We start from the raw sequence: 22,738 nt of genomic DNA on the forward strand, positions 1-22,738 counted from the left end.
CGACTTGCTCGACAGACGATGGCCCTCACCGTGGCGGTAACCCTGAGCGCTTCGCTCGGTATCGCCGCAGTGACGAACCCAAAACCCGCCAGCGCGGCAACCACGGCAGTGCCCAGTTACTCGGTGGGTATCGCAGGTCAGAGCTGGGCGATCGAGAACCCGGAGGCGTGCCAGGCGAGGATCGGCGCCGGCGGCAACTATCGGGACAGCGAGGACTTTCTTCAAGGCAAGTGTCAGGGAGCGGGGCAGGCACCCCAGACCACCGGGACCGCGGGCGAGCGGGTGTTGACGTTCCGCACGAACAAGGACTTCAGATACCCGGGCGCCATTTTTGACCCCGTCACCGACAACTGGAAGGACTCTGCTGGAGTTACCCTCCGGGACCGCTCGGAGCTGGCGACGGGGTGGGACCTGCCGTTCCACACCGACGTGTGGGTCGGGTTCGACGTTCGCATTCCCGCGGGAGTCGATGACGTGAGGGGCAGCGGGGCGTACGTGCTGCAGCTGTGGCAGTGCACCGCGAGACCGATCGGAGGCGTGCGCATCCAGTCCGGCGCCGGCAACGGGCACAACGTCCAGTTCGTGCGCCGAGGCGAAGACCCCAACACGAACTACGACATCTCGATGGCGACCAGGAGCGTCGGGGTCAACGAGTGGCATTCCTTTGTCATCAAGTATCACGTGAAGCCCTACCACGACGGTGCGGCGAAGGGCACGATCGCGGTCTACCACAAGAGAGTGGGAGCGACCACCGTCGAGGAGAAGGTCTTCGAGCAGGAGGAGTACTTCGGCTACGCGACGCGTTCCATCTGCCAGAATGACTCCTTCAGGAACGAATTCAAGATCAAGTTCGGCATGTACAAGGACTACCAGCCGGGCGCGACGTTCCGTTCCGACTTCCGCAACCTGAGGATCGGCGGCAGCAAGGCGGCGGTGCAGCCCTACAACCGCGGTTGACCCGCGCGCACGGGAGTTGCCGCTGATGCGGCAATTCCCGTGCTTCATCTCGCACGAACTGGAGAGGCGATATTCGGGTGCGGGCCGGCTTGGCCTGAGTAGCTTCGAACAGTATGAGCCTGAGTGTCTACAACGTTGCGTTCCACTGCGCTGATCCGTACGCGATCGCCTCGTTCTGGAGCGCGGTGACCGGTCGCCCGTTGGACGAGGACGACCATCCGGGCGACCCGGTGGCCACGATCCTGCTCGCCAACGGCGTCACCCTGTACTTCGAGAGCGTCCCGGAGCCGAAGACCGTCAAGAACCGTCTGCATCTGTGCTTGCGACCCGATGCCGGGAAGAGCCGCGACGAGGAGCTCGAACGAGTGCTCGGCCTGGGCGCGACGGTTGTCGACGACCGGCGGCAGATCGAGGGCGACGGGACCGGCTGGGTCGTGCTCGCCGACCCGGAGGGCAACGAGTTCTGCCTCCTCCACGAAGCCATCGGCACACCCTGAGGCCGGCCCAACCAAACTATGTTGCCGTCGGCAAGCATCTGCTCTCGCCGGGTGTACCGACGGGCCTGCGGGTCGGTCATGGCTGGGAGCGTGGCGGGGGCTTGTGGATGGTGGGGTGGGTTGAGGGGGTGGTGTGCCACCAGGGGTAGTTGGGGAGGCGGGTGGTGAGGACCTCTTGGTAGGCGTCGATGAAGGCCTGGTGGATCACGTCGACGAGTTGGCTTGGTACGCGCTCCGGGCGCCAACGCAGTACTCGGCGTAGGCCGAGTGACTGGTCTACCAGGGGGAGTACGACGGTGTTGGGGATCGATCCGACGGTCGGGGCGCAGGTCGCGATGCCGCGGCCCGCGCTGAGGAACTGCTCGACCTCGGCGTCGCCGAGCTCGTCGTGACGGAACTTCGGAGTGAAACCGACCGCCTCGCAGGCGGCGCGCTGGGCGGCCAGGTTGCCGTCTCGTTTACCGCCCGGCGGCATCAGCCAGGTCTCGTCGACCAGGTCGGTCAGCGTGATCGCTGACCGGTTCGCGAGGGGATGGTCGGCTGCCATGATGATGAGAATCGGCTCCGGGTCGACCATGGTCCGTTCGTGGATTCCCAGCGGGCAGGGCGGGGCATGCGCCTCGTCGCACAGCATCAGCATGGTGATGTCGAGGGCATCGGCATCCAGGAGGTCGGTCAGGGTGCCGCACGAGGGATCGACCTGAGCCCGGATCTTCCGGCCGTCCAGCTGGTCCTCCAACCGGTGGAGCCAGGCAGCGAACATGACCGTGCTCACTGACCCGAGCCGCAAAGGGCCACCGGACCCGACGTACTTGCTGCTGCTGGCAACCATGTCTTCCATGTCGGCCAGCACCACTCGGGCACGGCCGAGGATGTGTTTGCCCAGGGCGGTCGGGGTGACACCGCGAACGCTGCGTTCGAACAGCTCCCCGCCGACAATGGCTTCGATCCGGCGCAACTGGGTGGCGAGCGACGGCTGCGAGACGTTGAAGGAGGCCGCGGCCTTGGAGACGCTCCCCGTGTCGGCCACCCGGCAGATCACTCGTAGGTGACGGAGTTCCAGCTCCATAGGCGTCAGGTTATACCCCGTTGGGATGTCTTTGCCGCGAGCGATGGTGCGAATGTTTTTCCACAGAGATCCGCCGCCGTTCAGCTTTCCGCCATGTTGCGCTGAGCGGCGGCGTCTGTACCGATTCCGGCCGCTGTCGAGCGCCGATCGGACTACGCCCCTGTGAGATGAGGAAGTGCCCACGTGAAGACAAAAGTCCCTCGCCTGGTAGCGGCTGGATGTGTGGTGAGCCTGGCGATCGCCGGTACGACGGTCGCGGTCCGGATGACGTCGCAAGCCTCGGCCGACTCCGCCTCGGCCGACTCCGCCGCATCGCTGACGGCCGCGTCGCCGGTCAAACCCCTGGAGGCCGCGTTGCGAACGGCTGAACGCCTGGTGCAGGGCCGCGCGGCCGAGCTCAAGGCCTCGTCCGCCGATGCGTTCATCCAGCGGCAAGCGGTCACGACCCCGTGGGGTCTGCAGTACGTCTCGTACGAGCGCACCTACCAGGACCTGCCGGTGATCGGCGGGGACTTCGTGGTGACGACTGATGCCAAGGGCAACAACCTCGGTATGACGGTTGCCCAGCAGAAGGCGATCAGCGTCGCTGTGCAGCCGACCGTGAAGAAGTCCGCCGCACTCCGCACCGCGCGTGCCACGTTCGATACCGCGAACCAGGCCAAGGGTGATCCGACCCTGGTCGTCTATGCCGGAGGCAAGACGCCGGTGCTCGCCTGGGAAGCGGTTGTCAAGGGCAAGGACGAGGGGGAGCCCTCGCATCAGAAGGTGTACGTCGACGCCGGCACCGGCAAGGTGCTCGACGCGGTCGAACTCACCGCGACCGGTACCGGCACGGGCGCGTGGAGCGGTGCGAACCTGGCAGTCGGCTCGACCCAGGCGGGATCGACGTTCACGATGACCGACCCGGCGCGGCCGAACCTGCGCTGCGGTGACCTGGCCACCGGCCGGACGTTCAGCGGACCCGACGATGTCTGGGGTTCGGTGGACAAGAAGAACCGCGAAGCCGGCTGCGTCGACATCATGTACGCGTCCGCGGGCCAGTGGGACATGCTGAAGAACTGGTTCGGCCGCAACGGCCTCGACGGCAGGGGCAACTGGGCCGACGCGCTGGTCGGCATGCAGGACCAGAACGCCCACTGGGACGGCCCGCACAACGCGGGCGGTACGGCGTTCGGGTACAACACCAACAACGAGTGGGCCACCCAGATCGACATCGTGGCGCACGAGTACGGGCACGGCCTGGACGCGAACACGCCGGGCGGCATCTCCGGCCACCCGACCCAGGAAGCCGTCGCCGACATCTGGGGCGCTCTCACCGAGGCGTACCTGAACAACCCCGACGACGTACCGGACTACGAGGTCGGTGAACGAGTCTCGCTGACCGGGAACGGTGCGATCCGGTACATGTACGACCCGTCCAGGGCCGGGCACCCGAACTGCTACTCAGCAGCCCTGCCGTCGTCGGTGCACGCCGCAGCCGGGCCGATGAACCACTGGTTCTACCTGCTTGCCGAGGGCACCAATCCCGCCAACGGCCAACCGGTCAGCCCGACCTGCAACAACACGGCACTCACCGGGATCGGCCACGAGCAGGCGGGCAAGATCTTCTACAACGCCATGCTGACCAAGACGACCGGGATGACGTATCCCAAGTGGCGTCTCGGCACGCTGGCGGCCGCCAAGAACCTCGATCCGACCTGCGCCCTGCACGCCAAGGTGAAGGCAGCCTGGACCGCGGTGAACCTCGGAGCGCAAGCCGGTGAGGCAACCTGCGTGGCCACCGGCAACGACTACACGCTGTCGGTTTCACCGGCCTCGGGTTCGGTCAAGCCCGGTGAGTCCGTCTCGGCCACGGTCAACACCACGATCGCGAACGGCTCGGCGCAGACGGTGAAGCTCGCGGTGACCGGTCTGCCGGCCGGCGCGACGGCGACCTTCGACCCGTCGTCGCTGCAGTCGGGCAACTCGGCCAAGCTCACGATCGCGACCATGTCGGCCACGCCGGCCGGTGCCTACGACCTGAAGGTCACGGCTGACGGTGTGGACGTCGACAAGTCCGCGCCGTACCGGCTCACCGTCGGCGGGGCCGCACCGTCGGTCGGCGTACCGGACATCGACGTGGAGAAGGTCAAGGCGCACCTGCTCGCGCTGCAGCAGGCGGCCGACAACAACGGCGGCAACCGCCGCGCTGGGAGTGCTGGCTACACCGCGTCGGTCACCTACCTCGAGCAGAAGCTCCGCGCGGCCGGCTACACGGTTGCCAAGCAGCGCTGCACGACCTGCACCTATCCCTCGGACAACCTCATCGCGGACTACCCGGGCGGCGATCCCAGCCAGGTGATCATGCTCGGGGCGCATCTGGACACCGTCGGTACCGGTGCCGGCAGCAACGACAATGCGTCGGGCTCGGCAACGATTCTGGAAGTCGCGCTGCGACTCGCGCAGGACAAGCCGGAGCTGATCAAGCACGTCCGCTTCGGCTGGTGGACCGACGAGGAGCAGGGCATGAACGGCTCCGAGTACTACGTCGCGCAGCTGCCGACGACCGAGCGGTCGAAGATCAAGGCGTACCTCAACTTCGACATGGTCGGTTCGACCAACGCCGGGTACTTCGTCAACAACATCACCACTCCGGCGGGCCAGGTGCTGAAGGCTTTCTACGACGGTCTGAACCTGCAGCCGGAGGAGAACGTCGAGGGAGTGGGCCGGTCCGACGACGCGTCGTTCAAGAGCGTGGGTATCCCGACGAGCGGTGTCGCCGCCGGCGCGAGTGCTCGCAAGACGACCGCGCAGGCGACCAAGTGGGGTGGTACGGCCAACGTGGCCTACGACCCGTGCTACCACTCGGCCTGTGACAAGTACCCGGCGAACGTCTCCTCGACAGTGCTCGACCGGAGCGCGGACGCCGCGGCGTACGGGTTGTGGAAGCTGGCGGTGGGCGATGCCCCGCCGGTCAGCAGCGACTTCTCCGTCTCGCTGAGTCCGGCCTCAGGGACTGTTGCCCCGGGCAACTCGGTGCAGACGACCGTCAGTACTGCGACCACCAGCGGTGAGACGCAATCGGTGCAGCTCTCGGCCAGTGGTTTGCCGGCCGGCGCGACCGCGACCTTCACACCGTCGACCGTGAACTCGGGCGGAACCTCAGGACTGACCATCAAGACCGTTGCCACCACTGCCCCAGGCACGTACCAGGTGACGGTCAAGGCAACGGGGGCGGTCAGCCACCAGGCGACGTACAACTTGACGGTGACTGGGACATCGACAGGAACCGTCACGGTGCTGAGTCCCGGATCGAAGACGTGGTGGACCGGGATCCAGATCTTCCCGCTCCAACTGAGGGCCACCTCCTCCACCGGCCGCGCAGTCACCTTCCGCGCAACGGGTCTGCCGCCCGGGCTGACGATCAGCTCGACCGGTGTGATCACCGGAACCCCGTTGATTGCCGGGGTCTACAGGGTGGTGGCGACGGCGACCGACACTGCTGGAGCAACCGGTAGTACTACCTTCACGTACACCATCTACAAGTTCTGATTCCCAGTGGTGGCCCTGGATCTCCTCCGGGGCCACCACAGCTTCAACCGACGGGTTCGTGGATGACCGGGTGGCTCGAGGGGGCGGTGTCCCACCAGGGGAAGCGGGCGACGCGGGCGGCGAGGATCTCGCGGTAGGCGTCGAGAAAAGTGCGATGGACGGTGTTCACCACCCGAGGCGGGACGCGTTCAGGGCGCCAGCGCAGCACCCGGCGGAACGCCAAGGCCTGGTCAGCCAGCGGGACCACGACGGTGCCGGGTAGCGGGTCGATGGTCGGGGCGCAGGTTGCGATTCCCCGGCCGGCGGCGATCAGTTGCTCGACCTCGTGGTGGCCGAGTTCGTCGTTCCGGAAGTTCGGGGTGAAACCGACCGCCTCGCAGGCCGCGCGCTGGGCGGCGATCGCGCCGTCGCGTCTCCCGGCGGGCGGCACCATCCACGTCTCGTCGGCGAGATCGACCAGTCTCACCCGCGGCAGGCTGGCCAGCCGATGGCCGGCAGCCATGATGATGAGCGCCGGTTCGGGGTCGACCATCAGCTGTTCCTGAACACCGGGTGGGCAGGGTGGGGCGTAGGCCTCCTCGCAGACCATCAGCATGGCGATGTCGAGGACGTCAGCGGCGAGCAGATCCGTCAGTAACAAGGCACACGGGTCGACCTGCGTCCGGATGTCACGCCCCACGAGTTCGTGCTCGAGCCGGGACAGCCAACTGACGAAGGTCACGGTGTTCACCGAGCCGAGCCGCAAAGGGCTGTCCACGCCGACGTACTTCGAACTGCTGTTGACCAGGTCGTCCATGTCAGCGAGCACTGCTCGCGCACGGGCGATGATGTGGTCACCCAGCGGAGTGGCGATCACGCCACGGACATCGCGCTGGAACAGCTCGCCGCCGATCGCCGACTCGATCCGGCGTAGCTGTGCTGTCAGCGAGGGTTGCGACACCTGGAGCGCCGCCGCGGCCTTGGACACGCTGCCCGTGTCGGCCACGCGGCAGATCACCCGCAGATGCCGCAGTTCCAGTTCCATCATCGAGATGCTAAGCCCACACAACCCGTTTCTTCGAGCCCACGCCGCCTACACGGTGTACCCCGCCACCGGCCATCGCACTGACCGAGCGTGCACGGCATGTGCTTGCGCCTGAGTTGGCCGACGACGATCAGAACGGTGCCGAGGGCACCGAACACGGCGAACGCACCGACGCCGGTGAGGGCCGGAAGACTCCGGCGGTACGCCGTTGGCCGACGAAGTACGTCGCGCTCTCGTTGGTGCAGGCGACCTCGACCGTCCGGGCGGGGATCAGGGACCGGCCGGCCCTCGACGTCGTCCGGGCCTCTGGCTGTTGCTCGCAGCTTGAAGTTTCAGGGACTCAGTTGGTGGGCCAGATTTGGACTGGGACTTGGGGGAATGCGGCTGTTAGGAAGTGTTCGGTGAGGGGGTCGCGGGGGAGGCAGTCCGGCCAGTTGTTCAGTACTTCGGGGAAGGTGCGGTGGCCGAGTGCGAGTTGGAGCAATGCGCTGGGTGGGATGGCGGCGTGGGTGTTCGGGTCGGTGGTTGGACTGGTGGTGCCGCGGGTGGCGGTCACTGCTTTGAGTTCCCCGTCTGTGAAGTCGAGCCGGGCGGCGCGGCCGTAGAGGTCGATGACCATCGTTGGTTCGGGCCATCGCAGGTCTGCTGCGTGCCAGCGGGACCGTAGTACTGGTTGAAGGCGGGCTAGGAGGTCGATCGGGTCGCTGGTTCGGACGTACCAGCCTCTGGGGCGTCTTGGGACGCCGGGCGGGCTCAGGCGGATCAGGGGGTGGTCTGGGGTGAGGATGGGGCGGAGGCCGGTGAACGGCTGTTCGGCTGATAGCTGGTACTGCCGGCCCAGCCGGGTCAGGTGCGCTTGCATGGGGCCGGCGGCCTGTGGCCAGTCGGCTGGCTGGTTGCAGGCTGCTGCGAACACCAGCAGTTCACCGGTGGCGGAGAGCCGGGCGCTGTGGACTAGGTAGCCGCGTATGTCGGTGCCGTGTGCCAGTACTGCGACCACGCGGCGGGCGAGGTCGGCCGAGCTGCGTCCTGCGATCTCGTGTCGCCACTGGAGCGCATCTCTCGGGCAGGTCAGGGCGGTGCTGTTGGCGACTCGCTGGTCGATGGCGGCGAGGGCTTCCGCGTCGTCGACCGTGGCGGGCCGGACTGTCAGGCCGTTGGGGGAGGTTGTCTTCTCCTCGGTGGCAGGTAGGGCGGCGGCGGGCACTACTGCGGCGCCGTCGTTGGCCAGGGCGTAGTCGTAGCCGAGTCGCCGGTAGAAGTACGGGATGCCCTCGATGATCTGGAGGGGTACGCCGTCGGCCGCGTACTGCTCGTGCAGGGCGGTGAACAGTCGTTCGGTGAGGCGGTTCCCGCGATGCTCCGGTGCCGTGCCGACAAGCTCGATCTGGGCTACCGGCAGGCGCAGTCCGGCCAGGCTCCAGTTCTGTCGCAGACCTACGAGGCTGGCCACAGGTCGGCCGGTGGCCGTCTCCTCTGCGACCAGGAAGTCTTCGGGGGCGACCGTGGGATGACCGGTCAGCAGGCCTTCGACCCAGGCGGCGATGCCGGGGTGTGGCTTTCCGCCAGTCGCCCCCTGCAGCTGGATCGATGCGTGCAGCCGAGCAAGCTCCGTGGCGTCGGAGGCTCGGCCTGGCCGGATGGTGTAGTGAGCGCTTGCCATGCTTGACGGGACTCCTGAGCCTTCTGGTGGCGTGGTATCAGCCGTGGTGGCGGGTGTGGTCCCCGGAGGCCGGTGCCGACGGGGACGGGTGAGGTTGTGGTGGGTCGTTCACAGCGCTTCGTAGTACAGGGCCGATGAGAAACGTCGATAGGGCGAACATGGCGGCGAAGAGGGCCACCGCGATGCTCGGCGCCCACCAGGTGTCGAAACGGCGTCGCAGCCGGAGCAGCATGGGCAGCATCGCGACCAGGCCGAGGGTGCCGAACAGTACGGTTCCGCTGAGGCCGGCCAGCAGCGCAGTACCGGCGAGCAGGCCGACGTGGTGCAGCAGGTGTGGGGCTAGGCCCAGCGCGGCGCCGAGCACTGCGCCCACGCTCCAACGGCCGCCGCTGCGGCGGGTCGGCCCAGCATCGGTCCCGGTGGTGCCAGTGGAGGCGGCGGTCACGCGGTGCCCGCCTGTGTCGTTGGCGACTGGCCGGCCTGGTGCTCGGGCCCGGCGGCCGCCTCGACCAGGGTTGTGAGCGCGTCGATGACCACTGGGCGCTGGTCGGCCGGGATGTTGTGCAGCAGTTGCTCGAAGCGGGCTGCGCGGGCCGCAGCCAGTTGGCCGGCGGCGCGGTGGCCTTCCGGGGTCACCTCCAGCCAGACCAGCCGAGCGTCGCCGTCGTGTTCGGCGCGTCGTACCCAGCCGCGACCGATCAGCTGGCCCACCAGGCGGCTGACGGTGCTCTTCTCCAGCCGCAGCCGCTGGGCCAGCGTGCTCTGCGTCAGCGGCCCGTCGCGGTCCAGCTCGCCGAGCGCGTGGGCCTCCGAAGTCGGAATTGGCGTCCCACACGGTGTCTGGTCCGGCTGGTGCAGGCCGAACGCGCGCACGAACGCGGTGATCCGGCCTTGCAGCACCAGCCTCTGGGCGAGATCGTCGTCCGACATGGTTCGACGATACAACCAATTAGTTCGACGCTACAACCGATTGAAGGTCGTCTGCTGCTCTGACTCGACGGAACTCTGGTGGGGTTCTTGGCGTCGAAGGGGTTTTGGTGGCGGGACAATCGGGGCGCTGCGGCGTGAGGAGTGGGTGTGGATTCGACCGGAGTGTTCTTCCTGGTGCTGGCCGTGGTGGGGGTCGGTGGTGGGGTGGCCTTGATTGTGCGGCGGGAGCGGTACGTCCGGTCGTTGCGGGATCGGGGGTGGGCCTTTGACGGCAGTCCGTCGTTGGATGCTGTGGCGCGGCTGGGGAATCCGCCGTTCGGGCTTGGTTTCCGGCGGGATCCTGATGACCGGATCAGCGGCCTGACCAAGTCGGGTAGGGCGTTCCAGGTGATTGAGTACGGCGCCGAGAACTGGAAAGGCTGGGTCGGGATGGTCACGCTGTCCCGGCGGCTGCCTGAGCTGTGGATCATGGCCGGGCAGGCACAACTCCGGTACGGCGTGGTCGCGACCAAGGTCGCGGTTCCGGCGCAGCTGGGTCCGGGCTGGACGATCGGCGCCCTCGATCCGGCGTACGCCGCGGAGGTTTTGACCCCGCAGGTTTGCGAGCAACTGAAGGCACTGGCCGCGGTACACCCCGATCTGAATCTCGGGGTCGATGGTGATCAGTTGGTCGTACTAAATCCGCCGCGCAAGGACGCCGAGATCCTCGCTCCCTGGCTGGAGCAGCTCGCTGCCGTCGCCGGGGCGATCGACGCGGCGTCGCTGGACAGCTGGGTCCAGCCCGAGCCGCCGCTGCGGATGAGGTTCTACCAGCATCCGGATTGGTACTGGGTCGGCGAGGACGACAGCCTGCTGGAGACGACGCCGGCGAAGCGGTTGGGTTATGACCACAGCACCAAGGATGTGATCCGGGGGCGTGATGGCGATGGCCCGCCCTTCGTCGCGTTCGTGCACGAGTGGAAGACGAAACGGACCGAGAGCTACACCGACAGCGAGGGCCGCAGCCAGACGCGGACCGTGGTCGACAACCACAGCGAGACGATTCTCGGCTTCCAACTCCCGGCCCGGATGCCGTACCTGAAGGTCGGGCTGCGCGGGATCGGCCGTGGCATCAGCTTCGAGAGTGGCGCCTTCAACGACCAGTTCGCGGTGCACGCCGACGACACGAAGTACGCGTACGACGTGATCCACCCACGCCAGATGGAGTACCTGATGGCGAACCCGCCGGCCACCTTCGAGTGCGTGGACGGCTGGGCGTGGTTCGAGGTCGACGTGCACAGCCAGGAAGTGATCGGCCACAGCTCCCACTTCCTCCGCGGCTTCCTGGCCCGCATCCCACGCTTCGTCTGGCGCAACCTCGGCCTCCAGGACACGCCGTACCCAGCCGTGGAGCTGACACCAGCCCGCGGCGCGTAGTACCGGAGCCACCGCCTTGAAGACGCAGCTCAGCTGTCGTATTCGTCGGGAACGCGGATCCTGGGGCCGCCGAGTTGTAGGCCGAGGGGAGTTGCGCGGCCGGCTGGTTCCTCCCAGTCCTCCTGGCGGCCGAGGGCGGTGAGGTCCAGGTAGGGGTAGCCGTTGTGGAACTGATCGATGCCACGGCCGTAGGTGGAGTAGGTGTGGAAGACCTCGTCGCCGACGCGCAGGAACGCGCTGATGCCCGGTTCCTCGCCGCGCCATTCCTCGGTCCACTGTGTTCCGGCCTCGGCGAGCTCGGCCTCGGTGCGATAGTTCTGGAGCACCGGCGCGATCCGGTCGTCGAGGGTGGTGTGGAAGTCGTAGTTGAAGTCGCTGCCGTAGGAGGAGTACCAGGGGAAGGTCCAGCCCATCCGCTCGCGGTACGCCGCCAGTTTCCCGTACGGCGCCCGCGACACGGCCACGAGTGTGGTGTTGCGGACGTGAAGTTGACGCAGCCTGCCGATCTGGTCGGCGGCGGAGGAACAGCTTGGGCAGCCCTGATCCCAGTCCGGGCCGAACATGAAGTGGTGCATCACCAGCTGCGGCCGGCCCTCGAACAGGTCGAGCAGGCTGACCGTCCCGTCCGGGCCCTCGAACGTGTACGGCTTGTCCATCCGGACCATCGGCAACCGACGCCGATCGGCGTTGACCCGGTCGCGAGCCCGCGTCAGTTCTTTCTCCTTCTCCAGCAATTCCTTACGGGCGGCAAGCCACTCCTCGCGTGACACCACCTCGGGCAAGTTACCCATGACTACCTCCTGGTCGTCGCTCCTTCTCCCTCATCATGACCGGACGTCGGAGGCAATTCGGTGTTCTCGACATTTACTGGCCGGTTAGTTGGGCGACGACTGGGGCGAGGGTTTCGGCGAAGTTGGCGCCGAAGACGAAGTACGAGAAGCCGATTTCTTCGCGGCGGCGGTGGATTTCTTCGGCGGCCGCGGCGGGGTCGCTCGGGAGGATGACGAGGGAGTCGGCGGCGCGGAGGGCTGCGGTGTCGAGGTCTGGCGGTGCCATGAACGGGGCGACGCTGTCGCCGACGGCGGCGACGTGCTGGGCGAGTTCGATGTCCGTGCGGCCGGCGAAGTCGCGGACCCGTTGGGTGGTTTCGGCCCGGTCGTCGTCCGCTGGGAGGACGAACGTGACTGCATCAGCGACTTCGAGCGCCAGCGCCTGCGACTTCGGTCCGCTCACGGCCATCACGACCGGCGTGTGCAGGTCGGGGCCGTCGAACGTCCGGAGGGCGGTCACGGTGTCCCGCATCCTGGTACGACGCTCAGCCAGCGAGACGGCAGGCAGGCCCAGTTCGACCTCGATCCCTGGCCGCCCGGCGCCGATCCCCATTTCGAAGCGACCTTCGGTGAGAACCGAGAGCGAGTGGGCTTCCCATGCCGTGCTGAACGGATCGCGCAGCGCGGCGGCATAGACCCAGGATCCGACCCGTAGGTCAGTGAGTGCAGCCGCAGTCGCCAGCGTGGGGCCAAGTGCTGGTTGCCAGGTAGGAACGTCGGGCATCAGCAACGTCGAGTAGCCACTGTCGGCGATCCGCCGTACACGGTCTCGCCAGGCCGGCAGTTCAGAAGTGATCGGGGCAACAACGCCGAATCGGAATGGCCTGGTTGCTCGCTGGTTGTTCATCGTGCATCTCCTCAAGTCTGGAGGTTCCCTTTGTCCTCTCCACGAACGAGCCACCCACAATCCGACAACGCCGAGCACAAACGCCTCGACGAGTGTTGCTGCGCCCTTCCGTTGTGCGATGGGCGGACGCACGATGAGTCATGATGACCATCGCAGAACTGCCGGACGGGTATACCGTTCGCCCGCCGGAGTCGAGCGATGCTGAGGCGTTGTTTGCCATGCTCGCGGCCTATAACTCGGCGGTGGTCGGGTTCGCCGACACGACGTTGGAGGAAGTCGCCTACTGCATCGGCAGGCCCGGTTTCGACGCAGCCAACGACGGCTGGCTCGTGTTGGGTGATGACGGGCGGATGGCTGGGTATGCGACCACGCGTTGTGTCGGTGATCATGACTTGATCGACGTCGAGGTGACATCGCAGTACCCGGAGGTCGCCGGGTGGCTGGTCGATCGGACCATGCAGCGTGCGCAGGAGATGGGGCGCGAGCGGGGTCATGCCGAGGTCATCGCCGACCTGTTCGTGTACCGGGCTGACGAGGTACTCCGGACGCAGTTGGCCGGCCACGACTTCGCCACCGGTACGACGTACCACCGGATGCGCATCGACCACACCGGCCCGGTTGCTGCTCCGGACGAGCCCGCGGGCGTCCAGGTCCGCCGTGGCGCCTTCGATGAGGCCACCCGTTGGGCGGCCCACGCGGTCATCACGGAGTGTTTCACCGGCCAGTTCGGCTGGGTGGAAACCCCACGGGACGACTGGTTCGAGGCGCTCGACGATGTGCCCATCTTCGACTGGTCCCAGCTCACCTTGCTGGAGGTTGACGGCCGGATGGTTGGGGTCTGCGTGTGCAACGACAAGTTCGTCGAGTCGGACAGCTGCGGTCACATCGGCATGCTCGGCGTGGTCGAGGAGTTCCGCGGGCGTGGTCTCGCGAAGTACCTGCTGCGCCACGCCTTCGCCGTCGATGCCGCCGCCGGCCGGGAGGGCACGATCCTGCACGTCGACACGAACAACCCGACCCCGGCCCTCGACCTCTACCTGTCGGTCGGCATGACCCCCACCGTCATCTTCGACGGCTGGCGCCGCGTCCTCCCCGCTGTCTAGCCGCCGTCAGATCGTCAAGTCCCGCAGGTCGTCGGCAGACTTCACCCGTACTGCGTTCTCGTCCTCGTGCGGCGGCTCGAAATCGGCGAGGTGTTGATCCAGTACTGCGTCCGCGACGTCCGGCCGGCGCGGATCCAACTGATTGTCGGCCCGGCGCCGGCGAATCGTCGCGTGATCCACATCGACGTGGATCAAACTGAATCGGGCCTGGACTGACGCGGCGAGTGAGCGCCAGCCGTCGCGGAGGAACCGCGGCGAGCTGGTGTCGTCGACGATCACGGACGTGCCTGAGGTCAGCAGGACACGGACCTCATCAGAGGCCAGCTCATGAGTCCGGATCCACTCCTCGACCGGAATGCCGTCACCACCCCACAAGCCGCGGCGTTCGTTGATCTCGTCGAGACTCACGATCTTCGCGGACAGCCTCGGCTCCAGGGACCGCGCCACCGTACTCTTCCCGGAGAACGCGGTCCCGCAGAGTAGAACGAGCTTGAGGTCCGATGCCATCTCCGCATCCAACCCAATACTCCGTTGCCGCGGCAACGGAGTATTGAATCGCGGTGAGGCCTTCTTCCCTACGAGGTGCGCACCGTGAGAGCTCCGGTTCGCGCGGTCAGGTCGCCGCTGGTGTAGGTGGCCGTCGCGCTGGTCACCTTGACCGAGAAGCGATCCCGGTCGCCGTCGGTGTGCACGGTCGCGCGCAGGGTGGCCGGTTGGTTGTTCAGCGTGCCGCCGATCTCGAAGACGGCCGACGTACCCGAGACGACCAGCCACCGCAGCGCCGTACCGTTGAAGGTCTGACGGTTGGCGGTCATGGTGACCGCGCCGGTGGGCGCGTTGTCGGCGTACCGGGCAGCCACGGTCAGTACGACGTTCCGTCCCGAGCCGTCAGGTGCTACCGCGGCTCCGGTGACCTCTCCGTCGGGGTTGAACACCACCAGTTCGGCCTGGATCGGTGGTGCGGTGAAGTAGCCGCCGGTCAGTCCGGCCGTCGCGGACCAGAGGCCGGCGGGTGCGTCCACCCCGACCGTGGCGATCCCGTTCGTGTCGGCCGTCGCGCTGTAGTTGCGGACCTCGCCGGTCAGCGCCGAGCGCAGTTGCACCTGGACCGTGGCGCGACCGAGATCAGCAGGCGAGCCATCTGCTTCCTCCGTCACCTTGACCGTCATCGCCTGGCCCGAGTCGTCGGCGTACATGGTCGGACTGGTGATCGCCAGGGTCGCGCTCTCCGCCTCGACGGTGATCGGGAAGGTGCTGCTACTGGCCGTGTAGCCGTTCTTCGAGCCGGCGGACATCGTGAAGGTGTACGCCCCTGGCGCCAGGTCAGCGGGCCAGGATGCGGTAGCTAGTCCGTCCGCACCGGTCGTTGCCTCGGTCAACCAGTCGGCGTGGCTGAAGACCACCTTGTGCCCGGCCAACGGAGCTCCGCTGAACTTGTCCGTGACGCGAGCCGCCAACCGGGCGGGATCCGAGTGGTCGACCGTGCTGTCGCCGGTGTAGGTGATCGCGGACGGCCGGTTCATGTCGACCAGGAACGGGTACTCCGTCACGACCGAGGAGTCCGTCGTACTGCGGCCGCGGGCGATCAGAGTGTGCCGTTCACCCACCAGTTCGTCCGTACCGGCCGTGACGGTGATGGTCGCGGTGGCCCGCTGACCGGCCGTCAGGGTCATCCGTTGGGTGGTCGCCGTCCAGCCGTCCGGAACCAGTTCGGTGAACTCGAAGGTGTCGGTCGCCTCACCGGTGTTCATCACCGCGAACGAGAACGTGGTTGTACTGCCGGCGGTCAGCGTCGGGTGCGGCGAGTCGCCGTTCGGCTCGGCCGCGTCAACCAGGACGCCGGGGCCGCGGACGTCGATGAACGCCCGCACCATCGCCCGGGCCGGCACCGCGAAGGTGTGACCGATCGCCCGTACCGCCACCTTGGCCGGCGTACCGTCCGCCCAGGGCGCCGTCATCTCGCGCTGTGGCGTCCGGGCGTCGAACGCGTTCCAGGCGTCGGTGTCGCTGCCGCTGTAGCAGGCGCCGTCCGTCTGCGGGTCCTCATCGACCAACCCGTCGCCGTCGTCGTCCAGGTTGTTCACCGGATCCTCGTCGGTCCGGCCGTCCACGTCCTGGTCGACACAGCCCGGCGTCCGCATGCCGTCGGGCCGGATCATCTCGACGCCCCGGACGTGCTCGAGCCCGCTGCGGACGTTGCGCTCGTCGACCCGCCAGACCATCAGACCGTCGTCCGGCACGTTCTGGTCGTACTTGCCCGCGACCGGGCGCCGCGCCTCGATCATGAAGTAGTCGTCGGTGCCGCGTTCGGGGTCGTAGAGCAGATACGACCCGTACGGCGCCATGTCGTTCGGCAGCAGCGTGACGTACCGGTCCTTGGTGATGACGGTCGGCTTGTCGTCACCGATGTGCATCCGGTGCCAGGCGTTCGGCGCCTGCCAGATCTGGTTGTTCGGCCCGGCGCAGGTCGGGCCCGCGAGGTCCCACGCTCCGACGCCGAAGCCGTAGTGGTCGGCCAGGTCGAAGTTCTGGTGGGCGACCTCGTGCGCGAAGGTCAGGTTGTTGGTCAGCGAGCCGCCGTCCGCGGTGGTGAACGCGATCGTCTTGCCGTCCAGCGCGCGACCAGGGCCGACGGCGGCTGTCTGGCCGCAGGAGTAGGTGGGATCCGGTGAGGTCACCAGCGTGACCACCACCAACTCGGAGTTCTCGATCCGGCCGTTGTTGTTGGTGTCGAACCGGGCGAAGTCGACGTACGGGTCGGCCAGGTCGAGCATGGTCCGCCGCCGGACGCCGACGTCCTGGCTGAACCAGCCGGCCGAATTGCCGAGCTCGACCAGGACGATGCCGTTGTCGCGCTCGCCGTACGTCTCCGGCACCGGGACGAGGACTCCGAGACCGTTCTGCAGGTAGTAGTCGCTGACGGTGCCGAAGGTGAAGAACGGGAAGAACTTGTCCTCGGTCCCGGACTCGCTGAGGTCGGTCAGGTCGTCGAACTGACCGGAGACCACCAGCATCGGTGGCAGTTGGTGTTTCTTGAACTGCGGAGCGTGCGGACTGTCCGGATGGCTGAAGTCCGGCAGCGGGAACGGATAGTCGGCAGCCGAGGCCGCCGCTCCGCCCGTGGTCTGCCCGGCGGCGGGTGCCGCCAGGCCGAACGTGGTGGCGAGCAGGGCCGCCGCAACGGCAACCCCTACCAGCCGGCGTGGTTTCTGCATGACCGATCCCCCTACTGACAGCGACGGAAAATGCCCCTGTTCCGGAGTCTCCGGTCTCACCTTCAGAAACCCTTCAGAAGGCGGCGGCAACCTTTTGGGGGGTGGTGGCAACTGAGGGGTGGATGTCGACTGGATCTAGTGAACGGATGGGTATGAGGACAACGAAGCATGGCGGCTTGCCGAAGGGGCAGCGGCGGCTTGTTGGTATTCCGCTGGCTCTGCTGGGCGTTGGGGTCGTGGTCTGCTTGATCGCTGTGCTCCTGACCAGGGGTGGCGGTGAGGCCGGTCGTACCGTCGACTTGTCCGGCACGGGTGTCACGGCGACCGTTCCGTCTGACTCTGGCTCTCCGGATGCGGCTGCCGACGGCAGCACCGCAGTGAAGCAGCCGCCGGTCGCGAGCCCGCGGCCATCTCGCCGTACTCCGCGGCCCTCGGTCGCAGGCACGCCGCCTGCGGGTATTCGCAGCCCGCGGGTTGCTTCCAGCAAGACGCCCGCGGCTACTCGCAGCCCTCGAGTGACTCCCAGCACGCCGCGGTCCCCGCGCACCCCGAGTACTCCGAGTGCGACGTCCACAGGGACGGCGGGGTCCTTGGCGGGGCGGATCAAGCCCGGCGTCCGGTACCAGGGCGTCGCGACCGCCTACGAGGCAGCTGACGGTAACGGCGCCTGCCTCTTCGGCCCGGCCGACACCATGATGGTCGCGGCGATGAACCAGACCGACTACGAGTCGGCCAAGGCCTGCGGGGCTTACGTACGGGTGCGCACGGCCAACGGAGCCTCCATCACGGTGCGGATAGTCAACCTGTGCCCGTTGCCCTGCGCACCCGGGCAGATCGACCTCAGCCAGCAGGCCTTCGCCAAGCTCGACAAGCTCTCCGTCGGCCGGCTCCCGATCACCTGGACGCTGCTGAGCCCCGCGGAATCCGGCACGATCTCCATCCGCTACAAGGACGGGTCCAGTCAGTACTGGTGCGGCCTCCAGGCGATCGGTCACCGCAACCCGGTGGCCGCGCTCGAGGTCAAGACCGCCGGCGGCTGGCGAAAGCTGAAGCGCACGGCGTACAACTACTTCCTTTCCACGGACGGCAGTGGCTGCGGCAAAGCGATCAGGGTCACCGACATCTACGGTGAGCGCCTGACCATCGACGGGATCGCCCTCAAGCCGGACGTCGCGCAGCCGACCCGGGTCCAGTTCGCCCGGCATTGACCGCGCCGCCCGTCGTCGTCAGGACTCCGCCCCGCACGGGCGATCGCCGTCCGGCAGCCGGTGAGGGGCACTGTTACGCTCGGCCGATTGTTAACGCGCACATCGCAGGGAGAGGGCGACCGAGCGAGATGCTCCTCGACGACGCGGCCGCGGAGTTCCACGACTTCTTCGAACGCCACCACACCGAACTGGCGCGTCTCGCCCACCTCCTGACCGGCGAGAAGGACGCGGCCGATGACCTCGCCGCCGATGCGCTGGTCGCCCTATGGCAGCGCTGGGACCGGATGCGGGCGGCGCAGCACCCGGTTGCGTACGCGCGGGGCGTGGTAGCCAATCTGGCGCGGGAGCGGATCCGGAGTACGGTCCGCGAGCGACGGCGGGTAGCGCTGTTCTGGTCACGCAGTACGGAAGTGGTGGACGGGCCGGATGTTGCGGGCGTGCTGGACGTCCGGGCCGCGCTCACCCGGCTGCCGTTCCGCAAGCGGGCGTGCGTCGTACTGCGGCACGCGTTCGACCTGTCGGAGAAGGACACCGCCGCCGCGCTGGGCATCTCGGTCGGTACGGTGAAAAGCCAGACCTCGAAGGGGATGGCCGAGTTGGAACGGTTGCTCGGCGCGGAAGCAGTCGGCGTACTGGCGGCAGGGAGGAGGAACCGGTGAACGACGAGATCAGCCGACGGCTGCGAGAGGCCGCCGAGGCCCACGAGCCCAACCGCGCAAGGATTCTGGCGCGCGTCGAGCGCGGCGTGGCCGACCCGACCGTCCGGCACCGCGTACCTTCGATCGCAAGGTCATGGCCGCGGGCGGCGATCGTCGGCCTCGTCGCCGCCGGCACGCTGGCGACCGGTGGGCTCGCCGTTGCCGCCATGGGCGGAGCTCCGTCGCCACCCGCCGTCGCCCCCGCTCCAGCTGTCACCACTCCCGCTGTCACCACTCCCGCTGCGTCCCCGGTCGTCACCTCCACTTCGACGCCATCGGCCCGCAGTACCAGCAGGACCCCACGCCCGGCCCCGACCAGTTCGCGCCCGACCCCGCCTCCAGACAGCCGGTCCCAGAACGGCCCGTTGTGGTCCCAAGGCTCGTTGGACCCGAAGAGCACCATCTACTGGGCCCAGAGCAACCTGATCCTCAAGACCACCGAACCTCTCACGTCGCTCACCGTAGAACTGCGCATCGCCCAGACCGGCAACGTACGGAACACCGGCCGCTGGCGGACCCTGCCAAGCGAGGACTTCACCGTCACCGTCGAGGAGTCCGCCGGTGCCCTCCTCTACCGCTGGACCCTCAACCCAGGCCGCACCGTGCCGACTGGCCAGCATCAGTTCGCCGCGCAGTACAACCACGCCACCGGCGTACGCAAAACCAAACGCGACACCTACAACGTCCACGCCCAAAGCCCAGCCGGCCGCAGCACAGTCTGGGGAGGCTTCACCCGCTGAGGAGGCGCAGTGTTCGTAGTGGGCTGAGTAGCGCGAGGGTGGTGCCGGTCAGCATGATCAGGCTGCTGATGACCAGGGTGGCGCGGAATCCTGCCAGGGCGCCGAGGGTGCCGCCGAGGAGGGCGCCGATCGGCTGCATTCCGAAAACCAGGAATCGCCAGGTGGCCTGGGTTCGGGCGAGGAGTTCTGGTGCGACCAGGGTCTGACGGATGGTCTGCTGGTTGATCCCGTACAGGGTTGGGCCCCAGCCGCGGAGGAGTTGCGCGAGGATGACAACCGCCAGCACCAGTGCCGGCGGCCCTCCCGCGGCGGCCATCACCAACCCGGCCAGACCTGACAGCGTCATGCCGACGATGAAGGCGGGTCCGTTGCCGAGCCGGGCTGTGATCTGTACTCCGATGAGTGCGCCGACGATTCCGGCGACCCCGGCCACTGCGATGACCAAGCCAACCAGTCCAGCTGACAAGCGGAGCTCATGGACCAGGAACAGCACCATGATCACCGCCTGCATCTGGCCGGCCAAAGCGCCGACGGTGGCGGCGATCGTGGTCGCCCGTAGCGCCGGGTGCTCGAGCGCCGCCCGCACGCCACCCCAGATGCCCTTGAACATCGACTCTTTGGGCAGATCGGCGGCCGTCGATCGTCCCGTGACGGTGATCCGCGCCTTCGAGATGGCCGACAGCAACAACGAGGCAGCATCGACAGCGATCGCTACTGGGGCGGTGAGGAGCTGAACCAGTACGCCGCCCAGGGCACTGCCGCTGGTGGCGACGACGGAGTTGCTGAGTGCGAACGCGCTGTTGGCCGTCAGCAGTTCGCGGGGAGGGACCAGCATCGGGGCGAACGACTGAGCCGCGATCGCAGAGAACAGGCTGCAGGCCCCTGTGACCACGACGACGACGTACAGGTGCCACATCTGCAACAGTCCCAACGCGGCCAGAATCGGCACTGCCGCCAGCGCAACGGCAGCCAACAGGTCTGCACCGACAATGACGCCGCGGTAGGACATCCGATCTATCCACACCCCGGCCGGCAGACCCAAGACGAGGTGGGGCAGGAACGAGACTGCTCCCAGCAGACCCATCTGTACCGGCGATGCGCCGAGGACCAGTACTGCGGTCAACGGCAACGCAACGGTCGTCACACTCGACCCCAGCAGCGAAAGCGAGCTACCGCCGAACAACCGCCGGAAGTCCCGATGCTCCGCCAACACACCCCACTGAGCCTTCACCGCACCCAGTAAACCGGCGCCGGGGGCCGACCCCGGTTGATCAGGTCGTCGTGGGTGGAGGGACGAGTTGGTACTGGGACACCACGACCTGGTTGTCCTGGAGCTGGGAGTTGACTAGCCGGAGGTTGTGCCGGTGCTCCGGGGTTGCGAACAGGCGGCGTCCGCCGCCGAGGACTACGGGGTGGACGGCGATGTGGTAATCGTCGATGAGACCGAGTTCGGTCAGCTCCGCGGCCAGAGTGGCGCCGCCGGTGAGCAGCATGTCGCCGCCTGGCTGGGCCTTGAGTGCGGCGACCTCGCCGGCCAGGTCCTCGCTGATGACCCGGCTGGTCCAGTCGTCGCCACCGTAGCTGCGGGAGAACACGATCTTCGGTGTCGCCCGCCAGAACGGGGCGAACGCGGCCGTGTGCGGGTCATCGGTGATCGACTCGGCGTTCGGCCAGAATCCGACCATCATCTCCCAGACCGGGCGCCCGAACAGCAGGGTGTCCACGCCCTTGTCCAAGCCCGCGGAGTACGCCGACAGGCCGGGGCCCATCGCCGGCCAGTCGAACTCTCCGTTCGGGCCGTCGATGAAGCCGTCCACCGATGTGTGAACCCAGTAGATGATCTTGCGCATGAGATGCCTCCTTGGTAGCGGTCACTGCTGGGTCGGAGCCGACCGGCGCGGTTTGACATCTGGCCGGCCAGGGACAACGCCTGGCGCGTGAAGGGCTCAACGACTGGCGTACGTCAGGTCCGCCTCTGTCAGACCTGGCAGGTGGACCATCCGAATTGCAGCCGTAATTCGCTGCCCAGCATGACGCCGGTCGGCGCCCGTCAACCGGCCTTGACTGCTGCGACAGCCGACCGGGTGTCCTCCGCGATCAGATCTCCGTTGATCGCCGCACCGGCCTGCAGTCCCGCGCCCGCGGCGTGGACGAGCTGCGCCATCGGGTCGGTGACGTTGCCGGCGGCAAAGACTCCCGGTACTGCGGTCTGGCCCTGAGCGTCGACCACGAGTGCATCGCCGTACACGATTCCTCTCACGTCCTGAGGGGACACCTCCAACCCGAGCTCGGTCACGAAGCTCGCCTTGGCATAGAGAGTGGGCTGGACCGCCAGGACATCGCGCGGCACCACCTTGCCACTCCCCAGGCGGACACCGGCGAGCTTCCCGTCCAGCACTTCGACCTGCTCGACCTTGCCTTCTACGACAGCGATCTGGCGGGCCGCAAGCTCTTCCCGCTGCTCGTCGGTCAGCTTCGGTGCGGTGTGCAGGAACAGCGTGACGTCGTCGCTCAACTGCCGGAACAGCTGTGCCTGATGGCTGGCCAGCGGGCTGATGGCCAGCACGCCGATCGCTTGATCGCGCACCTCCCAGCCGTGGCAGTACGGGCAGTGCAGCACGTCCTTGCCCCACCGCTCAGCCAGACCAGCCACCTCCGGCAACACATCGGTCAGACCGCTCGTGACCAGGATCCGCCGGGCCCGGTACGTCGTACCGTCGGCCAGTTCGACCGTGAACACCTCTCCGCGTCGGATCGCCGTCACGGTGCCGGTCGCGAACTGACCGCCGTACCCGGCGACCTCGGCGCGGCCGATGGCGTAGATCTCGCTCGGCGGGGCTCCGTCCCGGGTCAGGAAGTTGTGCAGGTGGCCGGCCGGGGCGTTCCGCGGCCGGCCGTCGTCGATCACCAGCACTGACCGGCGCGACCGCACGAGTGCGAGCGCCCCGCTCAGCCCGGCAGCGCCGGCACCGATCACCACCACGTCGGAGCTGTTCATCTGGACTCCCTC

The 22,738-nt window shown here is 67.5% G+C and carries 20 protein-coding genes; 8 read left to right on the forward strand and 12 right to left on the reverse strand.

Features of this window, described 5'->3' with window-relative positions; genetic code table 11:
- Positions 1-18 precede the first annotated feature (18 nt).
- Both ACQPYM_RS05895 and ACQPYM_RS05900 read left to right on the forward strand, forming a co-directional pair.
- A complete protein-coding gene (locus tag ACQPYM_RS05895) occupies positions 19-957 on the forward strand; it encodes a hypothetical protein (protein ID WP_433015990.1) in 939 nt (312 codons plus the stop codon).
- 113 nt (positions 958-1,070) lie between these two features.
- Positions 1,071-1,454 (forward strand): VOC family protein, encoded by a 384-nt coding sequence (locus tag ACQPYM_RS05900; protein ID WP_433015993.1) that lies wholly within the window; start codon positions 1,071-1,073, stop codon positions 1,452-1,454.
- 76 nt (positions 1,455-1,530) lie between these two features.
- Here the strand turns inward: ACQPYM_RS05900 and ACQPYM_RS05905 are convergent, their stop codons facing one another.
- The gene (locus ACQPYM_RS05905) at positions 1,531-2,523 is read right to left on the reverse strand and encodes a LysR family transcriptional regulator (RefSeq protein ID WP_433015995.1); all 993 of its coding nucleotides are present in this window, start codon (positions 2,521-2,523) and stop codon (positions 1,531-1,533) included.
- Positions 2,524-2,706: 183 nt separating this feature from the next.
- On the opposite strand from ACQPYM_RS05905, the gene ACQPYM_RS05910 reads away from it, so the two are divergent.
- The gene (locus ACQPYM_RS05910; protein ID WP_433015998.1) at positions 2,707-6,054 is read left to right on the forward strand and encodes a M28 family peptidase; all 3,348 of its coding nucleotides are present in this window, start codon (positions 2,707-2,709) and stop codon (positions 6,052-6,054) included.
- Between the two features lie 43 nt (positions 6,055-6,097).
- Here the strand turns inward: ACQPYM_RS05910 and ACQPYM_RS05915 are convergent, their stop codons facing one another.
- The 4 genes from ACQPYM_RS05915 to ACQPYM_RS05930 all read right to left on the reverse strand — a co-directional run bounded on the left by ACQPYM_RS05915 (position 6,098) and on the right by ACQPYM_RS05930 (position 9,671).
- Complete coding sequence (locus ACQPYM_RS05915; protein ID WP_433016001.1) at positions 6,098-7,078, reverse strand: LysR family transcriptional regulator; 981 nt, start codon at positions 7,076-7,078, stop codon at positions 6,098-6,100.
- A 340-nt stretch (positions 7,079-7,418) separates the two neighbouring features.
- Entirely contained in the window at positions 7,419-8,741 is a 1,323-nt protein-coding gene (locus ACQPYM_RS05920) for a GNAT family N-acetyltransferase (RefSeq protein WP_433016004.1), read from the reverse strand.
- A gap of 37 nt (positions 8,742-8,778) precedes the next feature.
- The gene (locus ACQPYM_RS05925) at positions 8,779-9,186 is read right to left on the reverse strand and encodes a hypothetical protein (RefSeq protein ID WP_433016007.1); all 408 of its coding nucleotides are present in this window, start codon (positions 9,184-9,186) and stop codon (positions 8,779-8,781) included.
- Positions 9,183-9,671, reverse strand: a complete 489-nt coding sequence (locus ACQPYM_RS05930) for a MarR family winged helix-turn-helix transcriptional regulator (protein ID WP_433016010.1) — start codon at positions 9,669-9,671, stop codon at positions 9,183-9,185. The genes ACQPYM_RS05925 and ACQPYM_RS05930 overlap by 4 nt, the downstream gene beginning before the upstream one ends.
- A 147-nt stretch (positions 9,672-9,818) precedes the next feature.
- Between ACQPYM_RS05930 and ACQPYM_RS05935 the strand changes: the two genes are divergently transcribed.
- Complete coding sequence (locus ACQPYM_RS05935; RefSeq protein WP_433016013.1) at positions 9,819-11,087, forward strand: hypothetical protein; 1,269 nt, start codon at positions 9,819-9,821, stop codon at positions 11,085-11,087.
- Positions 11,088-11,116: 29 nt separating this feature from the next.
- Here the strand turns inward: ACQPYM_RS05935 and ACQPYM_RS05940 are convergent, their stop codons facing one another.
- Both ACQPYM_RS05940 and ACQPYM_RS05945 read right to left on the reverse strand, forming a co-directional pair.
- Positions 11,117-11,878: a DUF899 domain-containing protein gene (locus ACQPYM_RS05940; RefSeq protein ID WP_433016016.1), complete on the reverse strand. Its 762-nt coding sequence runs from the start codon at positions 11,876-11,878 to the stop codon at positions 11,117-11,119.
- Positions 11,879-11,951: 73 nt separating this feature from the next.
- Complete coding sequence (locus tag ACQPYM_RS05945) at positions 11,952-12,764, reverse strand: LLM class flavin-dependent oxidoreductase (RefSeq protein ID WP_433016019.1); 813 nt, start codon at positions 12,762-12,764, stop codon at positions 11,952-11,954.
- A 143-nt stretch (positions 12,765-12,907) separates the two neighbouring features.
- Between ACQPYM_RS05945 and ACQPYM_RS05950 the strand changes: the two genes are divergently transcribed.
- A complete protein-coding gene (locus ACQPYM_RS05950) occupies positions 12,908-13,867 on the forward strand; it encodes a GNAT family N-acetyltransferase (protein ID WP_433016022.1) in 960 nt (319 codons plus the stop codon).
- Between the two features lie 6 nt (positions 13,868-13,873).
- On the opposite strand, the gene ACQPYM_RS05955 is transcribed toward ACQPYM_RS05950, so the two are convergent.
- A complete protein-coding gene (locus ACQPYM_RS05955; RefSeq protein WP_433016025.1) occupies positions 13,874-14,314 on the reverse strand; it encodes an AAA family ATPase in 441 nt (146 codons plus the stop codon).
- 128 nt (positions 14,315-14,442) lie between these two features.
- Positions 14,443-17,082: a COG1470 family protein gene (locus tag ACQPYM_RS05960; RefSeq protein WP_433016028.1), complete on the reverse strand. Its 2,640-nt coding sequence runs from the start codon at positions 17,080-17,082 to the stop codon at positions 14,443-14,445.
- A 590-nt stretch (positions 17,083-17,672) separates the two neighbouring features.
- Here ACQPYM_RS05960 and ACQPYM_RS05965 point away from each other — a divergent pair.
- The 3 genes from ACQPYM_RS05965 to ACQPYM_RS05975 all read left to right on the forward strand — a co-directional run bounded on the left by ACQPYM_RS05965 (position 17,673) and on the right by ACQPYM_RS05975 (position 19,728).
- Positions 17,673-18,290 (forward strand): expansin EXLX1 family cellulose-binding protein, encoded by a 618-nt coding sequence (locus ACQPYM_RS05965; RefSeq protein ID WP_433016031.1) that lies wholly within the window; start codon positions 17,673-17,675, stop codon positions 18,288-18,290.
- Between the two features lie 128 nt (positions 18,291-18,418).
- Entirely contained in the window at positions 18,419-18,949 is a 531-nt protein-coding gene (locus tag ACQPYM_RS05970) for a SigE family RNA polymerase sigma factor (RefSeq protein WP_433016034.1), read from the forward strand.
- A complete protein-coding gene (locus ACQPYM_RS05975) occupies positions 18,946-19,728 on the forward strand; it encodes a hypothetical protein (RefSeq protein WP_433016037.1) in 783 nt (260 codons plus the stop codon). The genes ACQPYM_RS05970 and ACQPYM_RS05975 overlap by 4 nt, the downstream gene beginning before the upstream one ends.
- Here the strand turns inward: ACQPYM_RS05975 and ACQPYM_RS05980 are convergent.
- From ACQPYM_RS05980 to ACQPYM_RS05990, 3 genes are all read right to left on the reverse strand, one after another.
- Positions 19,718-20,959, reverse strand: a complete 1,242-nt coding sequence (locus tag ACQPYM_RS05980; protein WP_433016040.1) for an MFS transporter — start codon at positions 20,957-20,959, stop codon at positions 19,718-19,720. The genes ACQPYM_RS05975 and ACQPYM_RS05980 overlap by 11 nt on opposite strands.
- Before the next feature lie 40 nt (positions 20,960-20,999).
- Entirely contained in the window at positions 21,000-21,578 is a 579-nt protein-coding gene (locus ACQPYM_RS05985) for a dihydrofolate reductase family protein (RefSeq protein WP_433016043.1), read from the reverse strand.
- A 200-nt stretch (positions 21,579-21,778) separates the two neighbouring features.
- Positions 21,779-22,726 (reverse strand): NAD(P)/FAD-dependent oxidoreductase, encoded by a 948-nt coding sequence (locus tag ACQPYM_RS05990; protein WP_433016046.1) that lies wholly within the window; start codon positions 22,724-22,726, stop codon positions 21,779-21,781.
- Positions 22,727-22,738: the final 12 nt, after the last annotated feature.

The organism is Kribbella sp. CA-294648, assembly GCF_050943845.1.
Lineage (GTDB): Bacteria > Actinomycetota > Actinomycetes > Propionibacteriales > Kribbellaceae > Kribbella.